The 23,914-nt window shown below is 64.7% G+C and carries 8 protein-coding genes; all 8 read left to right on the top strand.

Features of this window, described 5'->3' with window-relative positions:
• The first annotated feature begins 367 nt into the window (after window positions 1–367).
• Complete coding sequence (locus M5C98_RS22660; RefSeq protein WP_272549746.1) at window positions 368–2,317, top strand: filamentous hemagglutinin N-terminal domain-containing protein; 1,950 nt, start codon at window positions 368–370, stop codon at window positions 2,315–2,317.
• A gap of 9 nt (window positions 2,318–2,326) precedes the next feature.
• Window positions 2,327–4,027 carry a ShlB/FhaC/HecB family hemolysin secretion/activation protein gene (locus M5C98_RS22655; RefSeq protein ID WP_272549745.1) on the top strand — a complete coding sequence of 567 codons (1,701 nt, stop codon included), beginning with the start codon at window positions 2,327–2,329 and terminating at the stop codon, window positions 4,025–4,027.
• Window positions 4,028–4,091: 64 nt separating this feature from the next.
• The gene (locus tag M5C98_RS22650; RefSeq protein ID WP_272549744.1) at window positions 4,092–14,300 is read left to right on the top strand and encodes a hemagglutinin repeat-containing protein; all 10,209 of its coding nucleotides are present in this window, start codon (window positions 4,092–4,094) and stop codon (window positions 14,298–14,300) included.
• Window positions 14,297–14,752, top strand: a complete 456-nt coding sequence (locus M5C98_RS22645; protein WP_272549743.1) for a hypothetical protein — start codon at window positions 14,297–14,299, stop codon at window positions 14,750–14,752. Before M5C98_RS22650 ends, M5C98_RS22645 begins: the two co-directional genes overlap by 4 nt.
• 149 nt (window positions 14,753–14,901) lie before the next feature.
• The gene (locus M5C98_RS22640; RefSeq protein WP_272549742.1) at window positions 14,902–19,929 is read left to right on the top strand and encodes a hemagglutinin repeat-containing protein; all 5,028 of its coding nucleotides are present in this window, start codon (window positions 14,902–14,904) and stop codon (window positions 19,927–19,929) included.
• A 4-nt stretch (window positions 19,930–19,933) separates the two neighbouring features.
• Window positions 19,934–20,314 (top strand): barstar family protein, encoded by a 381-nt coding sequence (locus tag M5C98_RS22635; protein WP_272549741.1) that lies wholly within the window; start codon window positions 19,934–19,936, stop codon window positions 20,312–20,314.
• Window positions 20,315–20,426: 112 nt separating this feature from the next.
• A complete protein-coding gene (locus M5C98_RS22630; RefSeq protein ID WP_272549740.1) occupies window positions 20,427–23,444 on the top strand; it encodes a hemagglutinin repeat-containing protein in 3,018 nt (1,005 codons plus the stop codon).
• The gene (locus M5C98_RS22625; protein ID WP_272549739.1) at window positions 23,444–23,863 is read left to right on the top strand and encodes a hypothetical protein; all 420 of its coding nucleotides are present in this window, start codon (window positions 23,444–23,446) and stop codon (window positions 23,861–23,863) included. The genes M5C98_RS22630 and M5C98_RS22625 overlap by 1 nt, the downstream gene beginning before the upstream one ends.
• Window positions 23,864–23,914 lie beyond the last annotated feature (51 nt).

The raw sequence follows: 23,914 nt of genomic DNA, 5'->3' as shown, positions 1-23,914 counted from the left end.
GGCCTTTCACGGCCCCGGTAACGGCGGGTGCTTCATCGGCCCCGGTAACGGTGCTTTACCGACCCAGGGCGTTCATTCGTTTTGCTATCGGAACAATGGCGCCTTTTTGAATCCAATTGATGCCATTAACGGCACCATTGCAGTCAATTCCCAATGAAATCGTAGTGTGCAATTGCATGATTTGTTGAACAATGCAAGGCTTTATGTCGGGTGTTCTTATGTCGCAACACAGTAAGAATCGCGTCAATGTTGTGAATATGATGCCCCCATTGTTTCAAATTGAAATGAAACCTGCGGTGGTCGTCGGCTTTCCGTAGGTTTCCCGGTGGCCTGCCTGGCGGGCCCTGAAATCTTGGGGAATATGGCAATGAAAAGAGCCTTCGGCTCACGGGGAGCGGCGCTGGCGTGCCTGCTCGCAGGGGCAGGGCCTTTGCCGGCCCACGCACAGGCGCTCGTGGTGGCGCATCCTTCCAGCCCAGTGCAAGTGCAGGCCGGGCCGGGTGCGCGGACACTGGTCACCCCCACCGCAGCCCAGGACGGAGTGTCCTACAACGGGTTTTCCCGCTTCGACGTCGGGGCTGCGGGCCTGACCTTCGCCAACGATGCCGTGCGTGCCCGCACCATCGTGGCGGAAGTATTGTCGGCAGCGCCTTCGCATATCGAAGGCCCATTGGACGTGACCGGTCCGCGTGCGAATCTGATTCTCGCCAACCAAAACGGCATTCGCGTCAACGGTGGCAGTTTCTTCAATTTCGGCAGCGTCGCTTTGACGACGGGGGCCGTGAGCTTGCGGGATGAAATCCAGCCTTCCGGCCATTCGCAGCGCTATGTGGATGTGCGCACCACGCAGGGCGAGTTGCTAATCGATTCGCAAGGCGTTTCCGGCAATCTGATCCGTTTGGAAATGATGGCCAAAACCGTGGGAATCCAGGGTGCGGTCACCAACAGTTTCTCCTCGTCCACCGCCACGGTGCGCATCGTCGCTGGCGAATCGCTGGCCCAGTTCGATACGGCGGCGTCTCCGGTCGATAACCTGACCCCCTGGGTGCATTACACCGCGGGCAAGGCGTCTTCCTCGGCGTTGGCGCTCAATCTCAGCGCGGATTCCAAGGTGACGTCCGGGCGCATCGAAATCCTGGTGACGGACCAGGGCGCCGGTGTGCGCAATGCCGGGCAACTCGTGGCTTCGGCCGGTGATTTTCAGCTGACGAGCACGGGGCAGATCGAGCAGGTCGGCGGCCAGATCCAGGCGCTCGGCCAGATCCACGTGCAGGCGGACGAGATGAACTTCCGCAACACGGCCGAGCGCAGCAGCCTCGTGGCGGCCGGCTCCAATACGTTGCTGGAAGCCAAGGGCGCCCTTCGCAACGTGGGCGGCGAAATCTCCGGAGAGAACCGTTCGGCCGACGAAGGCGATGGCCGCTATGCCGTCCTGCTCCGGGCGGGCGGGGCCATCGAGCACAGCACGCCAGTAGGCGCTGCGAAGACGGCGCTCCTCTTCGGGCGCAACGATGCCGTGGGCCTGTTCGCCGGCGGCGACATCACCTCGGTGGACGCGCGGATCGTGTCCAACGGCGCGCTCACCGTGCAAACCCCCGGCGCGGTCCGCACCGAAACCCTTCACACGCCAGGGGCTGACAGCATCGACTGGAAAAACCACAGCGTGTTCAAGCGCCGCAGCGGCTACCAGGTGGACATGGGTGCATTGACCGACACGGCCAACCAGGCCTATTGGGTGGCCCAGGGCGATCTCGCGGTGTCGGCGGGCAGCTTCGGCAACCTGGGGGGCTACCTGTTCTCGAACGGCGGCAAGGTGGACATCGCCGCCACGAGCGACGTCACCATCCAGGCGCACAGCGTCGGGCAATTTGCCTATCGCCAAAGCTGCTTTCTCTTCATCTGCAAGCGCACTGCGTCTTCCTCGGAGGCCCTGGTGGGTGGGCAGATCATGGCGGCGGACGCCCTCAGCATCCGCGCCGGCGGGCAAATCGTGAACGATGCCGGCCAGGTGTTCGGCGGCCGGGGCATGGTGCTGGAGGCGCCCGTCATCACGGCGCGTGCCCGCCCGGTGCACACGGTGATCTTGCGCGACCGGGGTTTGAAGGCGGCGTTGGGCGATACGTGGGCCCAGGTGTATGCGACCGACCAGGGCGGCAGCTTCACCGTGCAGCAAGGCCGCATGGTGCTCAAGGGCGCGGCGAGGCAGGAGGGCGGGCTGTTCACGGCCTCGGAGGGCGTCGATGGCGCCATCGAAGTGATCCGGCCTCCGCACCGCGACCCGGTGCGCCTGGAAAACCACCTCGGCTTGTTCTGGTAGGGGCTCGGCATGAAATTCCCCCGCCTGAGCGGCACACTCTGCGTGCTGGCGCTCGCCCCTGTGATGGCGAACGCGCAAGTGCCGCCACCGCTGCGCGATCCCAACGACCAGCTCATCCGTGAGCAGCAAGAGAAGCTGCGGGACGACCTGCTGCGGCAAGGTCCGCCAGCCAACATCCAGTTCGAGCAGCCAGGGCAGTCCACGCGCACGCCGGACGCCCGGGCGCTGTCCGACATTCCGTCCACGGGGCCCGCTTTCCTGATCCACACCATCCGCCAGGACGGAGCGCCATTGCTGTCCCCGGCCGCTTTTCGCGAGGTGTCTGCGCCCTTCGTGGGGCAGGCCCTGGGCGTGGCGCACATCAACGTGCTGCTGGAGCGCATCAGCCGGGCGCTCGTCGCGGCGGGGTACACCACATCGCGTGCCTATGTGGGCAACCAGAGCCTGCACGAAGGGGTGCTGGCCATCACCATCGTGCCGGGCACCATCGAAAAGCTGCTCTACAACGGCGCCGCGGTCGATGCCGCGCGCGCCGACGGGCCTGGCATCGCCATGGCCATGCCCATGCGCGAGGGCGACGTGCTGCGCCTGCGCGACATCGAGCAGGCGGTCGATCAGCTCAACCGCCTGCGGCGCAACAACGTGCAGGTGCAGATACGCCCCGGCACGCAGCCGGGCGGCTCCATCGTGGAGTTCGTCAACCAGCCCCGGGAGGGCGCAAGGTACAACCTGTCGCTGGACAACCAGGGGTCGGCCACCACGGGCAGGTTGCGGGTCCAGATGGGCGTGGACAACGGCAACGTGCTGGGCCTGATGGAGTCGCTGAATGCGGGCCTCACCACCAGCGCGGACACGAACGCGCTCTATGGCACGTTCTCGGTGCCCATGGGCTACACCACGCTGACGGGCATGGCGTCCATCTCGGAATACCAGAACCTCGTGGGCGACACCGCGCTCGTGTACGGCCGGTCCAGGAGCTACACGCTCTCGGTCAACCACCTGCTCGACCGCGACCAGATCAGCAAGACGGCCTTCGACGTGTCGCTCACGCGGCGCGACTCCGAGCGTTCCATCAACAACCTGCGGCTGTCGCCCCAGGACCAGACCGTGCTGCGCGTCGGCATCAACCGCCTGCAGCGCTTCGAGACGGAGCAGGGCATGGGCCAATGGACGGCCGATGCCGGCGTCTCGCGCGGCCTGCCATGGTGGGGGGCCAACCGCGACCCGGCGGACCTTCCGTCCGCCGCAGCGCGCTACGCATTCACGAAGGCCGAGCTGTCGGCCTCGCTGGAGCGTCCGCTGCCGGGTGCCTGGGTGTGGAGATCCCGCGCGGCGGGGCAATGGAGCCGCCATCCGCTGTACTCGTCCGAACAACTCTTCGCTGGCGGGGTCGGCAGCGTGCGCGGCTTCGCCGAGTCCGCCCAGGGCGGGGACCGGGGCGCTTACTGGCGCAACGAATGGGCATGGCAGAAGGCTCCGCCGCTGTTCGGCGGCGAGGTGCGGTACGAGCCCTATGCCTTCCTGGACATGGCACGCGTATCGACCGTGTCCGATGGCCGGTCCCACGGATTGGCGGGCGCCGGGGGCGGCGTGCGCGTGGCGTACCGCTCGGGCTATGTCGAAGTCATCCTGGGCAAGCCGATCCGCAGGCCACAGGGCGTGGCCGACAGCGGGTGGCGCGCCAACGTGAGCGCGGCGTACCAATTTTGATTTGAAGACCCTGGGCAGTTCCAGGGAGCAGCACAGGCAGCACAGGCAGGACGGGCGGTAACTGATGAACAACAACAACCACACCAAGCAAAAGGCAGCGGATGCCGGTCGGCGCGAAGCATCGGCCCCCACGCCGTACCGCGCTCCCCGCTGGGCGCGCCACACCGCACGCGGTGTGCTGGCGCTCTTCACCGCCTTGCAATTGCAGGTGGGTAGTCCGGTGGGTGGGCCGGGCGGGGCATGGGCGATCGGTATTGCGCCCGCCCAGGCCCAGGTGCCGCCACCAGGGGCATTCAACGCAGTCCCGATTGCCGATCCGCGTGCGCCGCTGGCCTTCCAGCCGGGCGTACAGATGCTGCAGGGCGGCGCGGCGCTGGTGAACATCACCAGCCCCAATGCGGCAGGCATTTCGCTGAACCAGTTCCAGCGCTTCGACGTGCCCTCGTCAGGCGTCGTCCTCAACAACAGTCTGGTGGGCGGCACGCCCCTTCTGGGCGGCCAGGCCGCTGCCAATCCGAATCTCTCCAGCGGCCGCACGGCCAACACCATCGTCAACGAAGTGACCGTCGCCGGCCCGGCGGGGCGCATCGGCGGCACGGTGGAGGTGTTCGGCAATCCGGCCAGCGTCATCATCGCCAACCCGAACGGAATCACCTGCGACGGATGCGGTGTCGTCAACACGCCGCACTTCACGCTCAGCACGGGCTCTGTGCAGTGGCGCGACACCACCGGCGCGCCGAGCGCGTTCGGCCAAGCCACGCAGCCACGCTTTTCCGTCGGCGGGGGGCGGATCGACGTGCTGGGCACGGGCATCGAAGGCACCGTCGGCCAGCTCGACCTGATCGGCGAGACGCTCTTCATCGACGGCCCTCTGCGGGCCCATTACCTCAACCGCAGCGTCTCCAGCATCCAGCTCACGGCGGGACGCCAGACCGACGCGGACGGCAACAAGAGCGCGTTTCCTGTCTCCGCCACGCCGCTGGGTCAGCGCGGCATCGCCATCGATGCGACCGCATTGGGCGCCATGACCGCAGGGCAGATCCGGGTGATCTCCACCGATGAAGGCATGGGCGTGAACCTGCGCGGCGCGGTGCTGGCCTATCAGGAAGATGTCACCGTGCGCAGCGCGGGCAGCCTGCAGGCCGCGGGCGTCTCCGCAGCGCGCAACATCCAGCTGGACAGCTCGGGCCGGATCACCGTGGCAGGCGAGGTCACGGCCCACGGCCAATTGCAGGCCAACGGGGCGGCAGGGGCCCAGTTCGATGGCCCCGTGCGCGTGCAGGGCAACGTGCAACTGCAAAGCAGCGCGGGCGATGTGGCCGTGACCGAGAAGCTGCTGGTGGGTGGCAACCTGGATGCCCGTGCCGGCGGCCAGTTGGTGCTGGGCAGCACGCAGAGCGTCATTGACGTGGTGGGTGCCGCCACGCTCAAAGGTCGGGACGTCCGGCAGGACGGCCGCCTTTCGGTGGCGCGGGACCTGGCGATCGAGGGCGAACGCTCCGCAGGCCTGTACGGCACCACGCTCGTGGGCAACCAGCTCGACCTGCGGGCGCGTGACTCCGCCACGCTGGCCGGACGACTGCAAGTGAACGAAAGCGCCACCATTGCCGCGGACAGCGTGAACGCGTCTGGCCAGACGACCGTCAGCCGCAACCTGACGGTGGCGGGCGGGCGCTCCATCGAGATGGGGGGCGCCACCCGCGTGGGCCAGGCGCTGAACATGGACGCGGCCCACATCGGCCTGCGCGGCGACGTCGATGCCGGCGCGATGAACGTGACGGGGGGTGACGTGCAACTGGGCCAGCCTGGCAGCGGCCTGAACGTCAGCGGCAACCTCAACCTGAACGTGCGCGGGCCTCTGAGCGCCCAGGGCGCCGTGAACGTCGGCGGCAGCGCCGCCCTCACGAGCGGGGGCGACATCGGCTTCGGCGATTCCGTCAACATCGGAGGCAACCTCAGCCTGCGCGCGGGCGCCGGCGTGGCCTTCGGATCGGCGGTCAACGTGGGGGGCAACGCCCACATCACGGCAGCGCAGGGCATCTCTGCAGCGTCGGACATCATGGCCGCCGGCGGGATCGGCGCCACGGCCGGCGGCGACATTCGCCTGTCGGGCTCCTCCGTATCCGGCGCCGGGCAGCAGTGGTCGGCTGGCGGAGACTTCACTGCGCGCGGGGGGCTCGCGGGCGGCGGCGTCAGCATCGAAGCGGGCAACGTGGCGATCGGCGGCGATGTCGTCGGGGGTCTGGTGGGCATCACCGCCCGGGACCGCCTTCAGCTGGGCGGAGATGTCCGCTCGGGAGGGCGCGTGCAGCTCAATGCGGGCGCGGGCGGCGTCTCGGCGCATTCCGTGCAGGCCAACGAAGACATTGTCATCCGCAGCGGGGGCAGCGTCGATCTGCAGCAGGCCAGCGCGCGGGGCGATGTCGAAATTGCCTCGCGCCAGGGTGACGTCATGCTGAGCGGTGCCTTGATTTCGGGGCGCAATCTTTCGGTGGCGGCGCAGGGACAGGCAGTGTTCAAGGGCGACGTGCAATCGGGTGGCGGCGTGCAGATCTCGGGATTCGGCGTGTCCCTGGCCCGCGGGGTGCAGGCGCAGGGCTCCGTCCGGCTCGATGCCGCGGCGGGCGGCGTGTCGAGCCTGGCGGACGTGATCGCCAATGGCGATGTGCGCATCGCCTCGGGCGGCGGCATCGACGTGCGGGGGAGCGTCGCGTCGGGCGGGTCGCTCGAACTCGACAGCGCCCAGAAGATCGCCGTCACCGGCAACCTCACGGCCGGGGCGGGCCTGGCGATCCAGACCGCTACCGAACTGCAGGCCCAGAACCTGCGCGCTGGCGGCGACCTTCGGGTGGCGGCGCCCAGCGCCCGACTGCAGTCCGTCCAGGCCGCGGGGAACGCCGTGGTGCAGACGCAGGACGATCTGCGCATCGACGGCGATTTCATCGCCGGCAGCATTGCCGCCACCTCGGCCCGGGCCGACATCGGCGTTGGCGGCAACATCGCTGCCTCGGGCGCCTTGATGCTCTCGGCCGGTAGGAACATCACCGCCACCGACGTCACGGGTGGTGCGGCTGCAGGTCCTTCCAGTAGCGGCGTACCGGGCAGCGGTGCCCCGGGCAGCGCGGGCGGCACGGGCCATGGGGCCACGTCCTTGCAAGCCGGCGGCGATCTGCACCTGCGCAGCCTGCAGGCAGGCGGCCGGTACGACGCTGCCGTTGGCGGCGACCACCGCATCGATCAGTCCATCACCGTGCAGGGGGCCGCCACTCTGGTGGCCGGGCGCGACATTCGCGTCGGCGGCGCCGCTTCGTTCGGTGAGAACCTGGCTGCCCAGGCGGGCGGGCAGGTCGCCATCCAGGGCGACACGCTCGTGCTGCAGGATGCCCGCATCCAGAGCGGCGGCGGCCAGGCCTACGGCGGCACCGCCCGCGTGGCTGGCCAGCTGGACGCGGTGGCGGGCCAGGGCATCGCCGTCGCGCAGGAACTGCGCGTCAACCAAGGCATCGCGCTGCAGGCGAACGCCGGGACGATCGATATCGGCGGCCCGCTGGCGACGCTGGGCGACCTGCGCCTGACCGGGCAGCAGGGCGTGCGCGTTGCGGGCGATGCCCAGTTCGCACGCGGCGACGTGGCGAGCGCCGCCGGCGCGATCCAGTTCGGCGGCTCCGTGCAGGCCGGCGCGCCGCTGGCGCTGCAGGCGCAGGGCGACATCTCCATCGCCGGCCCGCTGGTGGCACAGGCGGCCCTCACCGCGCAAAGCCAGGCGGGCAGCATCGGCTTCGGCCGCACGGTGGAGGTGGCCGGCAATGCCGACCTGCACGCGGCGCAGAACCTCGTGTTTGCGGGCAACAGCCAATGGCTGGGCCAGGCGCAATTGCGCGCCGATGCGGGGCGCATCCACAACCAGGGGCAGATGACGTTCGCCCAGCCGGTTTCCATCGACACCACGGGCGACCTTGTCAACGACGGCCTCATGCAGTCGCAGGGCAACATTGCCATCCGCGCCCGCAGCATCGACAGCAACCGCGCCGTGGCCGGGGGCATCGTCACGGCCGGCCAGCTCACCCTGCAGTCTTCGGCGGGCATGACGCTCGGCGCCCAGGGCTCATGGAGCGCCGCTCAGGGCATCGACGTGCAGGCCGCGGCAGGCCTGGGCACGGCCGGCACCTTGCAGGCGGGCAGCAACATCACCTACAGCGGCGGCACGCTGGCCAATTCGGGCCGCATCGTGGCCGAGGCAATAGGTGTCAACGCCGCTTTGAGCAACGGCGGCGACATCCTCGCGCAGGGGCGCCTGGATGTCTCGGGTCCGGCCACCAATTTCGGGCAGATCGCTGCCACGACCGTCGCCATGGGCGCACTGGTCAATGGCGGGCAGGTTTCCGGCTCGGCGGTCTCGTTGGGCAACACCTCCAATTCCGGCGGCATCTCCGGCACGGCCGTGGACATTTCGGGCGGGCTGGACAACGGCGGCAGCGTCAGCGCCGTGGGCACGCTCTCCGCGAGCGGCGGTTCGGTGGCGAACACCGGCACCCTGAACGGCGGCTCCGTCCTGCTCAGCGGCACCAGCATGAGCAATGGCGGGCGCATCCATGCCGATGGCCTCCTGGCCATCTCGGGCGGCAGCTTCGACAACGGCCTGGCCGAGAGCCGCACCTGCGTCATCGCGGGCGGATGCGCGCCCAATGGGCCCGCCGCCGATTGGCGCTACGTGCAAAACCCGGGCACCGTGGACGCGGGTGCCAAGCTCACCATCCAGGTCGCCAACATGAGCAACAAGGGGGTCGTGAGTTCGGGCGGGGATGTGGAAATCACCGGCAGCCTGAGCAACGAGCGCAGCGCCAACGACCCGTTGACCTCCGCTGGCGTGTCCGGTGGCGGGGCCAGCACCGGCATCATCTCAGCGGGGGGCAGCCTCACCGTGTCCGGCGCGTCCGTGCAGAACAGCGGCGGCCAGTTGAACGCCAACGGCGCCGTCACCATCCGCAGCAGCGGCGCATTCGCCAACACCGCGCCAGCGCAGGGCGTTTCGGGGCAAGTCAGCGGCAGCCGGCTCACCATCGACGCCGCCAGCGTGACCAACCAGGGCCAGCTCATTGCCAGCAGCGGCGACCTGGCCGTGACGGCCGCCTCCGGTGGCATCGACAACAACGGCACCCTGGCAGCGGTGGGCGACGTCACGCTCAAGGCCACCGCAGGCGTGACCGGCGGTGCTGGCAGCCAGGTGCTGGGCCGCAACATCACCGTCACCGGCGCGTCCTTCTCCAACGCCGGCACCCTGTACGGCCAGGGCGGACCTGCGGGCAAGATCGACATCCAGACGGCGGGCGGGTTCAGCAATGCCGCCAGCGGCGTGGTCATCGCAGGCAGTTTGCTCGACATCGGCGCGAACAGCTACGCCAACAGCGGCGTGGTCGGCAGCCTGGCCGACGCCAGGCTGACCACGCCGGGCAGCTATGCCGCCGCGAGCAACGCGCTCATCGCGCTGGGCAAGCTCGATCTGCAGGTGAACGGCATCCAGGTCGGCGTGGGCGAGAGCTGGAGCGTCGGCGCAGCGCAAGTGCGCTGGGGCGGCACGCTGCTCAACCAAGGCAGCGTGGCCATTGCCGGCAGCGCCAGCGGCGCCATCCACAACCAGGCCACCGGCCAGGTGCAGGCCGGCGGCATGCCCAACGTCTTCGACGGCACCTACGAGATCCCCACCGCGCCCGCCGGCCTCACGGACGCGCAGGTGGTGAGCTACAGCAACGTGGCGAACCGGGCGCAGCTTTATATCGGGGGCGGCTTCAACGGCACGCTCATCAACGAAGCCTCGGACGCCACCGTGGGCGGCGGCACCATCGAGCAGCGGTTCATCGACCAGAAAGTGATCTGGGAAGGCAAGGACGCGGACGGCAAGACCGTGCAGGTCGAGGGTGACTCCCGTGCCATCGCGCGGCTGAACACCGGCAGCGGCGCGGCCACCATCACCCTCACCGGGCCGAACACCGGCACCATCGTGGGCGATGCCATCACCATCAACGGCGGCACCATCGTGCACCAGCCGGGGATCGATCCGGCCACCGGACTGCCCCTGGTGCAGCAGGCCCGCGACCGGCAGGTGCAGACCACCGCCATCGCCCAGGCGCCCGAGGGCCAGACCGTACAGGGCAACGTCAAGGGCCCCACCTTCGTCGGGGTGCAGCGGCCCGACACGCTCCCCGGCCCGGTCGGAGGGGGCAGCGGGGTGAGCGGCGCGGGCGCGGGCAACGTCACCGCCGGCACGGGCGGGCCTGGCGTGCCGGGCGAGGTGTCACCTGAGTTCGTCAACACCAAGCCGCTGGCCTTGCCGCGGGTGGACGTGAGCACGCCGCAAGGCGGCATCGGTGCGCTGCTGGGCGGGGGCGCCAGCGTCGCGCTGCCCGACTGGAGCCAGCTGCACATCGTGCCGGGCGGCATCAGCGCCAACGACCTGGCCCTGAACCTGAGCGGGCAGTTCGTCAACCGGGGCCAGTTCGACGTCACCAACAACCTCATCATCGCGGCCGCCGGGGGCATCGACAACTTCGGCGCCGGCATTCAGGCCGGCGGCGTGATGCGGCTGTCCGGCGGTGGCTTGAACAATGAACAAGGCCGCATCGAAGCGGGCAGCCTGCTGACCAGCATCCAGGGCGACATCGCCAACAGCCGGGGCACCATCGTGGCGCACAACGGCGGCACCCTGCAGGCCGATGGCAGCATTGCGGCCACCGACGGCCAGTTCACCAGCGACGCTGGCAAGATCGTGCTGGATGCGGGCGGGAGCATTGTGCTGGATGCCAGCCGGGTCTCCGGCAAGACCGGTGCGGGCCTGTACGCAGGCGGCGACATCCGCCTGGGCACGACGGCCAAGACCACCAGCAGCGACGAGCGCAGCGCAAAGTACGAGACCTTCGTCACCTACAACGGCGACATGGAAACACGCGAGGAAACGCGCGTGCAGACCGGCGAGAGCCGCACGCGCCAATCGAGCACCGTGCACACCGGCACCGTCATCGACGGGGGAGAAGGCAGCACCACCGTGCGCGCGAGCGGCGACGTCGTGGCCCTGGGCGCGCAGATCAAGGCGCAGCAGGACGTGCTGATCCAGGGCGCGAACGTGCGGGTGGAGGCCGTCAAGGACAGCGCCTTCTCGCACGAGGAAGAACACCGCAACGGCTACGACCACGCGCTCATCCAGCGCCAGGAAACGCTCTCGGGCGGGGAGATCAGCGCCGGCCGCAATCTGAGCATCGTTGCCAACGGCAAAGCCCAAGCGGTCCAAGGCGACATCACCCTGCGCGGAGCCACCGTCACCGCCAAGGGCGACGTGAGCCTGATCGCCAGCCGGGACGTGCAGGTGCAGGACCTGCAGACCGAGCACGGGCGCTACGAGGAAACCTATAGCAAGAAAAGCGGGTTCCTCAGCAAAAAGAGCACCCTCACCGTGCAGGAAGGCGCCAGTCGTTTAAGCGAAGGCAGCGTCGTCACCGGCAACGCCATCTACGTGCAGGCCGGGCGGGACATCGGGGTGCAAGGCTCGCACCTGGTGGGCCAGGCCGATGTGGGCCTGATCGCGGGGCGGGACATCGCCATCCGGGCGGGCACCGACACCGCCTCGGCCATGACGCACACCGAGACCAAGAAATCGGGCCTGTTCAGCGGAGGCGGCTTCGGCATCACGCTGGGCAAGCAAAGCACCACCACCGACCACCGCAACGAAAGCCAGCGAGCCTCTGCCTCCAGCGTGCAAAGCCAAGGGGGCAACGTGGCCATGGTGGCGGGCAACCGCTACGAGCAGGAAGGCTCGGCGGTGCTGGCCAAGGGCGACGTGAGCATTGTGGGCAAAACGGTGGACATCCACGAGTCGCGGGAGCTGGAGCGCGACCTGTTCGAGACGCGGGCCAAGCAAAGCGGCCTCACGTTGAGCGTGGGCAGCCCGCTGATCGACTTCGGCATGACTGCGGGGCGCGTAGGCCGGGCCATCGGGCGCACCAGCGATGCGCGCACCCAGGCCCTGGGCGTGGCGGCCATCGGGCTCAATGCCTACAACAACGCCAAGGACCTGGGCAACGCGGGGCAAGCCCTGCTGAACGGCGACCCCCTGGCGGGAGCCAGCTTCAACATCAGCCTGGGCAGCAGCCAAAGCCGCAGCACCAGCGCCTACCAGGTGGACAGCGCCGCCGGCTCGGTGGTGCGGGCGGACGGCAACGTGCACATCACCGCCACCGATGGCGACCTGCGCGTGCGGGGCAGTGACGTGGAGGCGGGCAAGAACGCGGGCCTGATCGCGCAAAAGGGCAACATCGTTCTGGAAGCAGCCGAGAACCGCTTTGCCGAACAGAACAGCCGCAGCAGCAGCTCGGGCAGCATCGGCGTGAGCATCGGAGCGGGGAACGTGAGCGTGAACGCCAGCGCCAGCCGGGCGCGGGGCCAGGGCAGCGGCGAGAGCGTGAGCTACACCAACACGCACATCCAGGCCGGCGGCACGGCCAGCGTGCAAAGCGCGGGCGACACCACGCTGCGCGGGGCCACCCTCGTGGCCGACGCCGTGCGGGCCGACGTGGGCGGCAACCTGGCCATCGAAAGCCTGCAGGACACCAGCCGGTACAACGAGACGGGCCGAAGCAGCGGCTTCGGGATCAGCGTGCCCATTGTGGGCGCGGGGCGCGTGGGCGGCAGCATCACCGCGGGGCGCACGCAGATCGACAGCGACTACCAAAGCGTGGGCGAGCAAAGCGGCATCCGTGCCGGCAATGGCGGCTTCGACGTCAACGTGAAGGGCAACACCGACTTGAAGGGCGGGGCCATCACCAGCACGCAGGCGGCCATCGACGGGGGCAAGAACGCGTTCACCACCGGCGGCACGCTGACCATGAGCGACCTGGATAACCGGGCCAGCTACAACGCCAGCGGGTTCGAAGTCACGGTGGGCGTGGGCAGCCAGCTGGGCAGCAGCGGCGCGGGCGTGGGCAGCGACAAGGGCAATGCGCAAAGCACGAGCCGCGCGGGGATCTCGGGGGTGGCGGGCAACGCCGAGGCCCGCACGGGGGATACAGAGACGGGGATCAAACCCATCTTCGACAAGAACCGGGTGAGCGATGAGGTCAATGCGCAGATCACCATCACCAGGGAGTTCGGGCGGCAGGGCGCGCGAGCGGTTTCCACCTACTCCGACGAAAGAGCGGCGCAACTCAGGCGTGAAGGCAACGAAGAAGAAGCGCGTCAATGGGACGAAGGCGGCGCAAACCGTGTAGCTATGCACGCCATGCTGGGTGGCCTGAACGGCGGAGTGGGTGGCGCTGCGGGTGCAGCGGCCAGCGCAGCGGGGGTTCCACTCATTGGTGAGGAAATTGCCAGCCTGAACCTGCCGGACTCCGTAAGACAAGGGTTGACCCAACTGGCGGGCATGGCAGCAGGCGCGATCGCAGGAGGGGCTGGCGGTGCTGCGGCTGCGCTGGACACGACAGCGCACAACTACCTCACGCACAGCCCGTTTCGGGAAGTACGCAACACGGTGAACCGCGAGAACGCGCGGATGATGAATGCGTGCGGGGCCGATTGCACACTGGCGGACTTGCAATATATCGATCAGCAGATGCAGCGCATTGAAACTGCAGGTAATCTCACGCACATCTCGCAAAGCAGTCAGTTAACAACTGAGCAAGCGGTTCAGTTGGGAGAGACAGTGGCGATGCTTATTCCGTTTTACGGCTCTCCTATCGCTTTATATCAATCTATAACTGGAGAAAGCCTTACAGGACGCGATCTCTCTAAAATTGAGAGATTCCTTGATGGTTTGGCTGCCGTTTTGCCTGCCGGATCAGTTGCTTATAAGGCAATAAAAAATGCAGTGACTGATATCAAAGCTCCTGCAGCAGCGACTCGTGCATTTCCTGGATCAGGTCCTGCTCCTGGAGTGATTGCGGTTAATGACTTCACTTCTGTGGGAGCCTTAAGAAATTACAAGCCAAGTGGCAGGGATGGGATAGAGTTTGTTTTCGATCCGTTAACCAATACATTTGCTGTCGGTAAGCCAAAGCCTGGCTTGTTTGAGGGGTCTCCTCACCAGCAATTGGCTAGATCAATCGGTGCAGATGAATCCTCGGTAGTAGGAGGCACTTTTAGCCGAAAGCCTGATGGCTCGATATTAACGACTGAAAACAGTGGGCATTATGGGCAAAATTGGACGCCAGAAATTTTGGAAAAATTCCAAACTTGGCTCTCAGGTCGCCTTGGAGTTCCTGTGAATCACCAGGTTTGGGGTGCAAAATGAAAGTCGAATTTCTTCTTTCAAAACATTGTGAGTTGCCAATATGGATTTTTAAAATAGGTGCTCTAAAAATAGGAGTGCTAAATTCTGATTGTTGGGTGGTTGATATAAAAGGTCAAATTGAAGTTGCTTCCGTTAAGAATATTATGGGCTTTCTACCTCTTTTGGAGTTGGATAGGAGGGTTGTGTCTGCACACTTGGAAGAGGTATGGGCGATCTGTACAGGATTGAATTCTTTTCCAACCTTCCCAGAGGATTTGTTATTGCGCTGTGCACTTGAGTCATCTGTCTCCGACTATTGGCCATCGAAATCTCTAGATTGGATGAGCGAGGGTATTAGTGAAAATATCAGAGATATTTTGGTTCGATCCTCTGAGCTTCCTTGGGCTAATCAGAAAATAAATCACAGAATAGCGAAAATATTAAAATCAGATACTGGGCGAATTCAAACCTGAAGCGCAACGCCCTGAAGCTCACGCTCATGTCAAAGCGCATTTGTCTTGCATTGGGTTTTGCGCTGCTGACGGTGATGGCATCCCCGTCTCGGAGCAATGAGCCAAAAAACCCTCCAGCGCAATTAGCACTAAGGCATATTGCTATTTATTTGATAGCGAATGCTGCCGTTGACACATCGACCACCCTGTACAGCCAGGGCGGACCTGCGGGCAAGATCGACATCCAGACGGCGGGCGGGTTCAGCAATGCCGCCAGCGGCGTGGTCATCGCAGGCAGTTTGCTCGACATCGGCGCGAACAGCTACGCCAACAGCGGCGTGGTCGGCAGCCTGGCCGACGCCAGGCTGACCACGCCGGGCAGCTATGCCGCCGCGAGCAACGCGCTCATCGCGCTGGGCAAGCTCGATCTGCAGGTGAACGGCATCCAGGTCGGCGTGGGCGAGAGCTGGAGCGTCGGCGCAGCGCAAGTGCGCTGGGGCGGCACGCTGCTCAACCAAGGCAGCGTGGCCATTGCCGGCAGCGCCAGCGGCGCCATCCACAACCAGGCCACCGGCCAGGTGCAGGCCGGCGGCATGCCCAACGTCTTCGACGGCACCTACGAGATCCCCACCGCGCCCGCCGGCCTCACGGACGCGCAGGTGGTGAGCTACAGCAACGTGGCGAACCGGGCGCAGCTTTATATCGGGGGCGGCTTCAACGGCACGCTCATCAACGAAGCCTCGGACGCCACCGTGGGCGGCGGCACCATCGAGCAGCGGTTCATCGACCAGAAAGTGATCTGGGAAGGCAAGGACGCGGACGGCAAGACCGTGCAGGTCGAGGGTGACTCCCGTGCCATCGCGCGGCTGAACACCGGCAGCGGCGCGGCCACCATCACCCTCACCGGGCCGAACACCGGCACCATCGTGGGCGATGCCATCACCATCAACGGCGGCACCATCGTGCACCAGCCGGGGATCGATCCGGCCACCGGACTGCCCCTGGTGCAGCAGGCCCGCGACCGGCAGGTGCAGACCACCGCCATCGCCCAGGCGCCCGAGGGCCAGACCGTACAGGGCAACGTCAAGGGCCCCACCTTCGTCGGGGTGCAGCGGCCCGACACGCTCCCCGGCCCGGTCGGAGGGGGCAGCGGGGTGAGCGGCGCGGGCGCGGGCAACGTCACCGCCGGCACGGGCGGGCCTGGCGTGCCGGGCGAGGTGTCACCTGAGTTCGTCAACACCAAGCCGCTGGCCTTGCCGCGGGTGGACGTGAGCACGCCGCAAGGCGGCATCGGTGCGCTGCTGGGCGGGGGCGCCAGCGTCGCGCTGCCCGACTGGAGCCAGCTGCACATCGTGCCGGGCGGCATCAGCGCCAACGACCTGGCCCTGAACCTGAGCGGGCAGTTCGTCAACCGGGGCCAGTTCGACGTCACCAACAACCTCATCATCGCGGCCGCCGGGGGCATCGACAACTTCGGCGCCGGCATTCAGGCCGGCGGCGTGATGCGGCTGTCCGGCGGTGGCTTGAACAATGAACAAGGCCGCATCGAAGCGGGCAGCCTGCTGACCAGCATCCAGGGCGACATCGCCAACAGCCGGGGCACCATCGTGGCGCACAACGGCGGCACCCTGCAGGCCGATGGCAGCATTGCGGCCACCGACGGCCAGTTCACCAGCGACGCTGGCAAGATCGTGCTGGATGCGGGCGGGAGCATTGTGCTGGATGCCAGCCGGGTCTCCGGCAAGACCGGTGCGGGCCTGTACGCAGGCGGCGACATCCGCCTGGGCACGACGGCCAAGACCACCAGCAGCGACGAGCGCAGCGCAAAGTACGAGACCTTCGTCACCTACAACGGCGACATGGAAACACGCGAGGAAACGCGCGTGCAGACCGGCGAGAGCCGCACGCGCCAATCGAGCACCGTGCACACCGGCACCGTCATCGACGGGGGAGAAGGCAGCACCACCGTGCGCGCGAGCGGCGACGTCGTGGCCCTGGGCGCGCAGATCAAGGCGCAGCAGGACGTGCTGATCCAGGGCGCGAACGTGCGGGTGGAGGCCGTCAAGGACAGCGCCTTCTCGCACGAGGAAGAACACCGCAACGGCTACGACCACGCGCTCATCCAGCGCCAGGAAACGCTCTCGGGCGGGGAGATCAGCGCCGGCCGCAATCTGAGCATCGTTGCCAACGGCAAAGCCCAAGCGGTCCAAGGCGACATCACCCTGCGCGGAGCCACCGTCACCGCCAAGGGCGACGTGAGCCTGATCGCCAGCCGGGACGTGCAGGTGCAGGACCTGCAGACCGAGCACGGGCGCTACGAGGAAACCTATAGCAAGAAAAGCGGGTTCCTCAGCAAAAAGAGCACCCTCACCGTGCAGGAAGGCGCCAGTCGTTTAAGCGAAGGCAGCGTCGTCACCGGCAACGCCATCTACGTGCAGGCCGGGCGGGACATCGGGGTGCAAGGCTCGCACCTGGTGGGCCAGGCCGATGTGGGCCTGATCGCGGGGCGGGACATCGCCATCCGGGCGGGCACCGACACCGCCTCGGCCATGACGCACACCGAGACCAAGAAATCGGGCCTGTTCAGCGGAGGCGGCTTCGGCATCACGCTGGGCAAGCAAAGCACCACCACCGACCACCGCAACGAAAGCCAGCGAGCCTCTGCCTCCAGCGTGCAAAGCCAAGGGGGCAACGTGGCCATGGTGGCGGGCAACCGCTACGAGCAGGAAGGCTCGGCGGTGCTGGCCAAGGGCGACGTGAGCATTGTGGGCAAAACGGTGGACATCCACGAGTCGCGGGAGCTGGAGCGCGACCTGTTCGAGACGCGGGCCAAGCAAAGCGGCCTCACGTTGAGCGTGGGCAGCCCGCTGATCGACTTCGGCATGACTGCGGGGCGCGTAGGCCGGGCCATCGGGCGCACCAGCGATGCGCGCACCCAGGCCCTGGGCGTGGCGGCCATCGGGCTCAATGCCTACAACAACGCCAAGGACCTGGGCAACGCGGGGCAAGCCCTGCTGAACGGCGACCCCCTGGCGGGAGCCAGCTTCAACATCAGCCTGGGCAGCAGCCAAAGCCGCAGCACCAGCGCCTACCAGGTGGACAGCGCCGCCGGCTCGGTGGTGCGGGCGGACGGCAACGTGCACATCACCGCCACCGATGGCGACCTGCGCGTGCGGGGCAGTGACGTGGAGGCGGGCAAGAACGCGGGCCTGATCGCGCAAAAGGGCAACATCGTTCTGGAAGCAGCCGAGAACCGCTTTGCCGAACAGAACAGCCGCAGCAGCAGCTCGGGCAGCATCGGCGTGAGCATCGGAGCGGGGAACGTGAGCGTGAACGCCAGCGCCAGCCGGGCGCGGGGCCAGGGCAGCGGCGAGAGCGTGAGCTACACCAACACGCACATCCAGGCCGGCGGCACGGCCAGCGTGCAAAGCGCGGGCGACACCACGCTGCGCGGGGCCACCCTCGTGGCCGACGCCGTGCGGGCCGACGTGGGCGGCAACCTGGCCATCGAAAGCCTGCAGGACACCAGCCGGTACAACGAGACGGGCCGAAGCAGCGGCTTCGGGATCAGCGTGCCCATTGTGGGCGCGGGGCGCGTGGGCGGCAGCATCACCGCGGGGCGCACGCAGATCGACAGCGACTACCAAAGCGTGGGCGAGCAAAGCGGCATCCGTGCCGGCAATGGCGGCTTCGACGTCAACGTGAAGGGCAACACCGACTTGAAGGGCGGGGCCATCACCAGCACGCAGGCGGCCATCGACGGGGGCAAGAACGCGTTCACCACCGGCGGCACGCTGACCATGAGCGACCTGGATAACCGGGCCAGCTACAACGCCAGCGGGTTCGAAGTCACGGTGGGCGTGGGCAGCCAGCTGGGCAGCAGCGGCGCGGGCGTGGGCAGCGACAAGGGCAATGCGCAAAGCACGAGCCGCGCGGGGATCTCGGGTGTTGCGGGCCACACCGAGGCCCGCACGGGGGATACAGAGACGGGGATCAAACCCATCTTCGACAAGAACCGGGTGAGCGATGAGGTCAATGCGCAGATCACCATCACGCGGGAGTTCGGACGGCAAGCCACCCGTGCAGGAGCGCAATACGCGCAAGACCAGCTGGACAAAGCCCGTGGGCTGCGCAATATCGCCGCGTTGGAAGAAGACCCGGACAAGCGGCAATCCTTGCTCACGCAAGCGCAGCAGATCGAAAACGACTGGAAAGAGGGCGGCAGCAGCCGAGTGCTGATGCACGCGGGCATCGGCCTGCTCACCAGCGGCAGTGTCGGTGGTGCCGCAGGCGCAGCCGGCAGCGCGGCGGCGACCCCGCAACTGGCGGAAATGCTGAACAACCCGGAGATTCCGCAACCCATCAGGGAAGGCATCTTGATGGCTGCGGGCACGGCGATCGGTGCGGCAGTAGGGGGCGTGGATGGGGCCGCCACGGGCAACAACGAGGTCGCCAACAACGGTCTGGGCACGGTCGTCAGACGGCTGGGGCTGGGCGGAGTGGCCCTGTGCTTAAGAACGGTGGCATGCCTGGCATTGACGGGCGCCACGGGTCTAGAACTGACGCGGTTGGCGAACCTGGCAAGACAAGAAAACCCCGCGATCAGCGACGATGGTGCTTACGCCATTGCGGTGGCGGACTATCTGGGGGATCGTGTCCAGGGCAAGCCGATTGCGAGCCCACTGGGCCCCAACAATACCGGGGGTAACCAGACTGAGAATCCGACGCCGGGGGGGAACTCAACGACCAAGCCGAATGAGGGGCCGCGTGGAGGGAACGACACGGGTGGGAATCAGATCGTTGATTTGGCGCCTGGAGGGAATATAACTGTTACCCCTATTCCCGAAGGTCAAGTTCCCAATCTGGTTTTTAGTAACTCTACAGACTCCTCACGTTTTATTAATGGCGTGCGAGTTGTTGACAGAAGAACGGGTCAAATTTATGAAGGGACTGTTGATCTCGGGCCTACGTTAGACAGAATAGCTTCAAACGGATCAAATCCGCATCCAAATGACGGTTCCGAGTTTAAAAATAGAGAAGGCAGATTGCCTCCAAAGCCAGGTGGATACTACATTGAATATGTCCAGCCCACGCCTGGTATTCAAGGGCCTGGGCCTCAGAGAATTGTGGTCGGTGGAGGCGGTGAAATTTATTACACGCCCGATCACTATGGAACTTTTATTAGAATAAATAAGTAATAGCATGAATTTGAAATATTTCGACGAAGGTTCTCCGGCTAACGCGCAGGAAAATTTCTATGTCTTCGTTAATCCGTCAATATGTAGTGCGCAAGATTTACTGGTTTTCTTTTACCATTCCTTATGGCTGCCCGGTTATTTTGGATTTAATTGGGATGCTTTGTATGACTGCTTATGTGATCTATCATGGATTAAGCCGAGGAAAATTATTTTCTTTCACGAGGCGTTGCCAAATTTGGGCGAAGATGATCTAAAAATCTATTTGAAATTATTGATTGATGTGTCTGCGCAGTGGGCTGGAAGATATGACGATCTGCGAGAATTTGTTTTCTTATTCAGTGCAAATGATAAAAATAAAATTGAGAAAATCACGCAGGGCTTTTGATAATTTAATTTTTTTGATGAATTTAGGTGGCGGATTTTCTTAAGGGCACTCTTTAAAAAATTAATCGAGGTCTGATCCAAACCTGCTGCGCAACGTCCTGAAGCTCACTCTTATGTCAAAGCGCATTTGTCTTGCATTGGGTTTTGCGCTGCTGACGGTGATGGCATCCCCGTCTCGGGGTCATGAGCCAAAAAGCCCTCCAGCGCAATTGGATGTAGGGCATATTGCTACAAAAGTTGTAGCTACTGTGTCTGTTGCCGGTACGGCGACCGACCACCACAACGAAAGCCAGCGTGCGGCTGCCTCCAGCGTGCAAAGCCAGGGAGGCAACGTGGCCATGGTGGCGGGCAACCGCTACGAGCAAGAGGGCTCGGCGGTGCTGGCCAAGGGCGACGTGAGCATCGTTGGCAAAACGGTGGACATCCACGAGTCGCGGGAACTGGAGCGCGACCTGTTCGAGACGCGGGCCAAGCAAAGCGGCCTCACGCTGACCATCAGCAACCCCGTGGTGAGTGCCGTGCAGGGCGCGCAGACCGTCACGCGCATCGCGGGCGCCATGGGCAAGACCAGCGACACCCGCATGCAGGCCCTGGGCCTGGCCGCCGCCGGCATGGCCGCCAGCGAAACCTACGGCCAAGTCAGCGAACTCCTCAAAGACCCCGGCAAGGCCGGCAGCGTCGGCTTCAACATCAGCGTGGGCAGCAGCCAAAGCCGCAGCACCAACGCCTACCAGGTGGACAGCGCCGCAGGCTCGCAGATCAAAGCCGACGGCAACGTGCGCATCACCGCGACGCAGGGCGACCTGCGCGTACGCGGCAGCGACATCGAAGCCGGCAAGGACGTGGGTTTGGTTGCCGAAAAAGGCAACGTCGTTTTGGAGGCATCACAAAACCGCTTTGCCGAACAAAACAGCAACTCCAGCAGTTCCGCCAGCGTGGGCATCGGCATCAACGTCGGTGCGCAAAGCGGCGTCAGCTTCAATGCCGGTGTCAGCCAAAGCCGGGGCCAGGGCAGCGGCGAGAGCGTGAGCTACACCAATACGCACATCCGCGCAAACGGCACGGCCAGCGTGCAAAGCGCGGGCGACACCACGCTGCGCGGAGCCACCATCGTGGCCGATGCCGTGCGGGCCGACGTGGGCGGCAACCTCACCATCGAAAGCCTGCAGGACGTCAGCCGCTACAACGAAGCCAACCGCAGCGGTGGCCTGAACGTCAGCGTCTGCCTGCCCCCGCTGTGCTATAGCGCCTCCAGCGTCGGTGGCAGCGTGGGCCGCACCCGCATCGACAGCGACTACCAAAGCGTCGTCGAGCAAAGCGGCATCCGTGCGGGCAACGGCGGCTTCGACGTCAACGTGAAGGGCAACACCGACTTGAAGGGCGGGGCCATCACCAGCACGCAAGCGGCCATCGACGGGGGCAAGAACACGTTCACCACCGGCGGCACGCTGACCCAGAGCGATATCGAAAACCACGCGGCCTACAGCGCCAGCGGGTACAACGTGAGCGGCAGCGTGGGCTTCCAGATGGGCGACCAGGGCAGCGCCCAAACGCCCGAAGACCGCAACGCGGCAGCCAACGACAAGGGCAAGCCCGGCGGCAGCGCGGGGGTGGGCAGCGATAAGGGCAGTGCGGGCAGCACCACCCGCTCGGGCATCTCGGGCGTGAGCGGCAACACCGAAGCGCGCACGGGCGACGCGGAAACCGGCATCAAACCCATCTTCGACAAAGGCCGCGTGCGCGACGAAGTCAACGCACAGATCACCATCACGGCGGAGTTCGGCGCGCGCGCCAGCAAAGCGGTCGGTGACTATGCCGACCGCAAGCTGCAAGAGGCCATGAACAGTGGCGACCAGGCAGAAATCGACAATTGGAAGGAAGGTGGGGCAGGCCGTGTCGCCATGCACGCACTGGTCGGCGCGGCAGGAGGGGGCCTGGCAGGCGCCGTGGGAGCGGGTATGAGCCAAGTGGCTGTGGCGCAACTGGACAGCACGCTTCGTGAACTGGGAGTGGATGACGGAGCGCGCCAGGTCATCGTGGGTGTCGCTGGCACGGTCGTCGGCGCTGCGGTGGGTGGCAGGGCCGGCGCAGTGGCCTCGACCAACGCGACGCTCAACAACTTCCTGAACCACCAGGAACTGAGCGAGCGGGCCAACAAGCAGAGCGCCTGTCAGAAAGGGAATGATGAGGGGGCTTGCAAGCGGGTGAGGGAACTGGATGCCCTCTCGGCGCAGCGCAATGAGGTCATCCGCGACGGCATGGCGACCATGACGACTGACCAGGGGCTGCAGGTTCAGCAGGACTTGGCTACCGTAATGGTGGGGCTCTACGACTATAAGAACCAACTGCAGCAGGAGTTGGGTGCCACCAGCGACCCTAGTAGAAGAGCTGAACTGAGCAATCAGATCAGTGGAGCGGGCAACAACATCCGGCAATTGGCTGGGCTGGGGCAAGACAATCTACTCAGCTTGTATAGCAAGACCAATGAGCTCAAATATTGGTATGCGTACAAGCAGCTTCAAGCGTCCAGCAGTGGTAATGAAATTGCCGATGTATTGATGAGTGGCGTGGCCCTGCTGGGCAAGGATCGCAAGCCGACGCGGACCAACGGAGCGGAAGGAGGAAAAAATCTAGGTGGAGAGGGAACGGGAGGTAATCCTCTTCTTGCTGACGCTCTTCCAAGAAATGGAGATCGAGCTGTTTACGGCCAAGGCGAAGGAACAGTGACCTGCGGCCATAATTCTTGTGGAATGGTCTTGGATACTATGGGGAAGCCGGTTGATGTTGGTGATTTGGTGAAAAAGGCTCCGCCCAGTCAGGAGGGGATAACCAGAGATGATGTTGTTAAGTTGATGCGAACAAACGGGGTTAATGCCGTCGCTGTAGAAAATAGAAATATTGATGACTTGGCCCGATTGACTGCTACTGGGACGCCCGTAGTTGTTCGTTTAGAAGATAAAGAAATGAAGTTTTCTCACTTTGTCGTGGTGGATGGTGTTACTACCACAAGCACGGGTCAATCCGTAGTGGCTGTTAGAGACCCACTTGGAAAGGGAAAGCAATATTTCAGCCCTATTGAGTCTTTTGGGAAGTATTTTTCAGGTGAAGTTGTTATTCCTAGGAGTAAGTAATGATACTTAATATTGTTTTTCCTGACAATTTGATTGTTGAGCAATTGCTGGCTCTTGAGGGAATACCATGTTTATGCAAGGTTAAAGGTGGGGTTTCATTTGAAATTGAATTCGTACATCCGTTGCCGTTAGCCTCTGGTTTTGTTGAAAATTGGAATTCAAGGGATATTGATCGTAGATCCTCTGCGGGTGCTGGAGGAGTTTATACGCACTATTGTTTTGGAAAAATAACTCTAAAAAAAATAGATGAAAAAAAATACGAAATAATAAACCTTGATTTTTTTAATAGAAGTCTCGGTTGGCTTGGTATCTTGGCAAATTCAGAGCTCTGCGAGGAATATAAATCAGATGAGCCTGATTGGTTGAAAGAGTTGGAGAAAACCCCGCTAAAAAACAAGAAAAAAAGGTTTGCTAAATGATCTGCCGTAGTACTGCTCGTAAAATGATAGGGAAATTATTGTCGGTCGTAT

Origin of the sequence: Acidovorax sp. NCPPB 3576 (genome assembly GCF_028473605.1) — a bacterium.
Classification (GTDB): domain Bacteria; phylum Pseudomonadota; class Gammaproteobacteria; order Burkholderiales; family Burkholderiaceae_C; genus Paracidovorax.
The sequence above is the reverse complement of the archived record's forward strand: the minus strand, read 5'-3'. Positions and strand labels throughout refer to the sequence as shown.

Excerpts from the sequence above, each read along its gene's own strand:
- M5C98_RS22660 (WP_272549746.1), top strand. The coding sequence starts at position 368 with ATGAAAAGAGCCTTCGGCTCACGGGGAGCGGCGCTGGCGTGCCTGCTC.
- M5C98_RS22655 (WP_272549745.1), top strand. The coding sequence starts at position 2,327 with ATGAAATTCCCCCGCCTGAGCGGCACACTCTGCGTGCTGGCGCTCGCC.
- M5C98_RS22650 (WP_272549744.1), top strand. The coding sequence starts at position 4,092 with ATGAACAACAACAACCACACCAAGCAAAAGGCAGCGGATGCCGGTCGG.
- M5C98_RS22645 (WP_272549743.1), top strand. The coding sequence starts at position 14,297 with ATGAAAGTCGAATTTCTTCTTTCAAAACATTGTGAGTTGCCAATATGG.
- M5C98_RS22635 (WP_272549741.1), top strand. The coding sequence starts at position 19,934 with ATGAATTTGAAATATTTCGACGAAGGTTCTCCGGCTAACGCGCAGGAA.
- M5C98_RS22630 (WP_272549740.1), top strand. The coding sequence starts at position 20,427 with ATGTCAAAGCGCATTTGTCTTGCATTGGGTTTTGCGCTGCTGACGGTG.
- M5C98_RS22625 (WP_272549739.1), top strand. The coding sequence starts at position 23,444 with ATGATACTTAATATTGTTTTTCCTGACAATTTGATTGTTGAGCAATTG.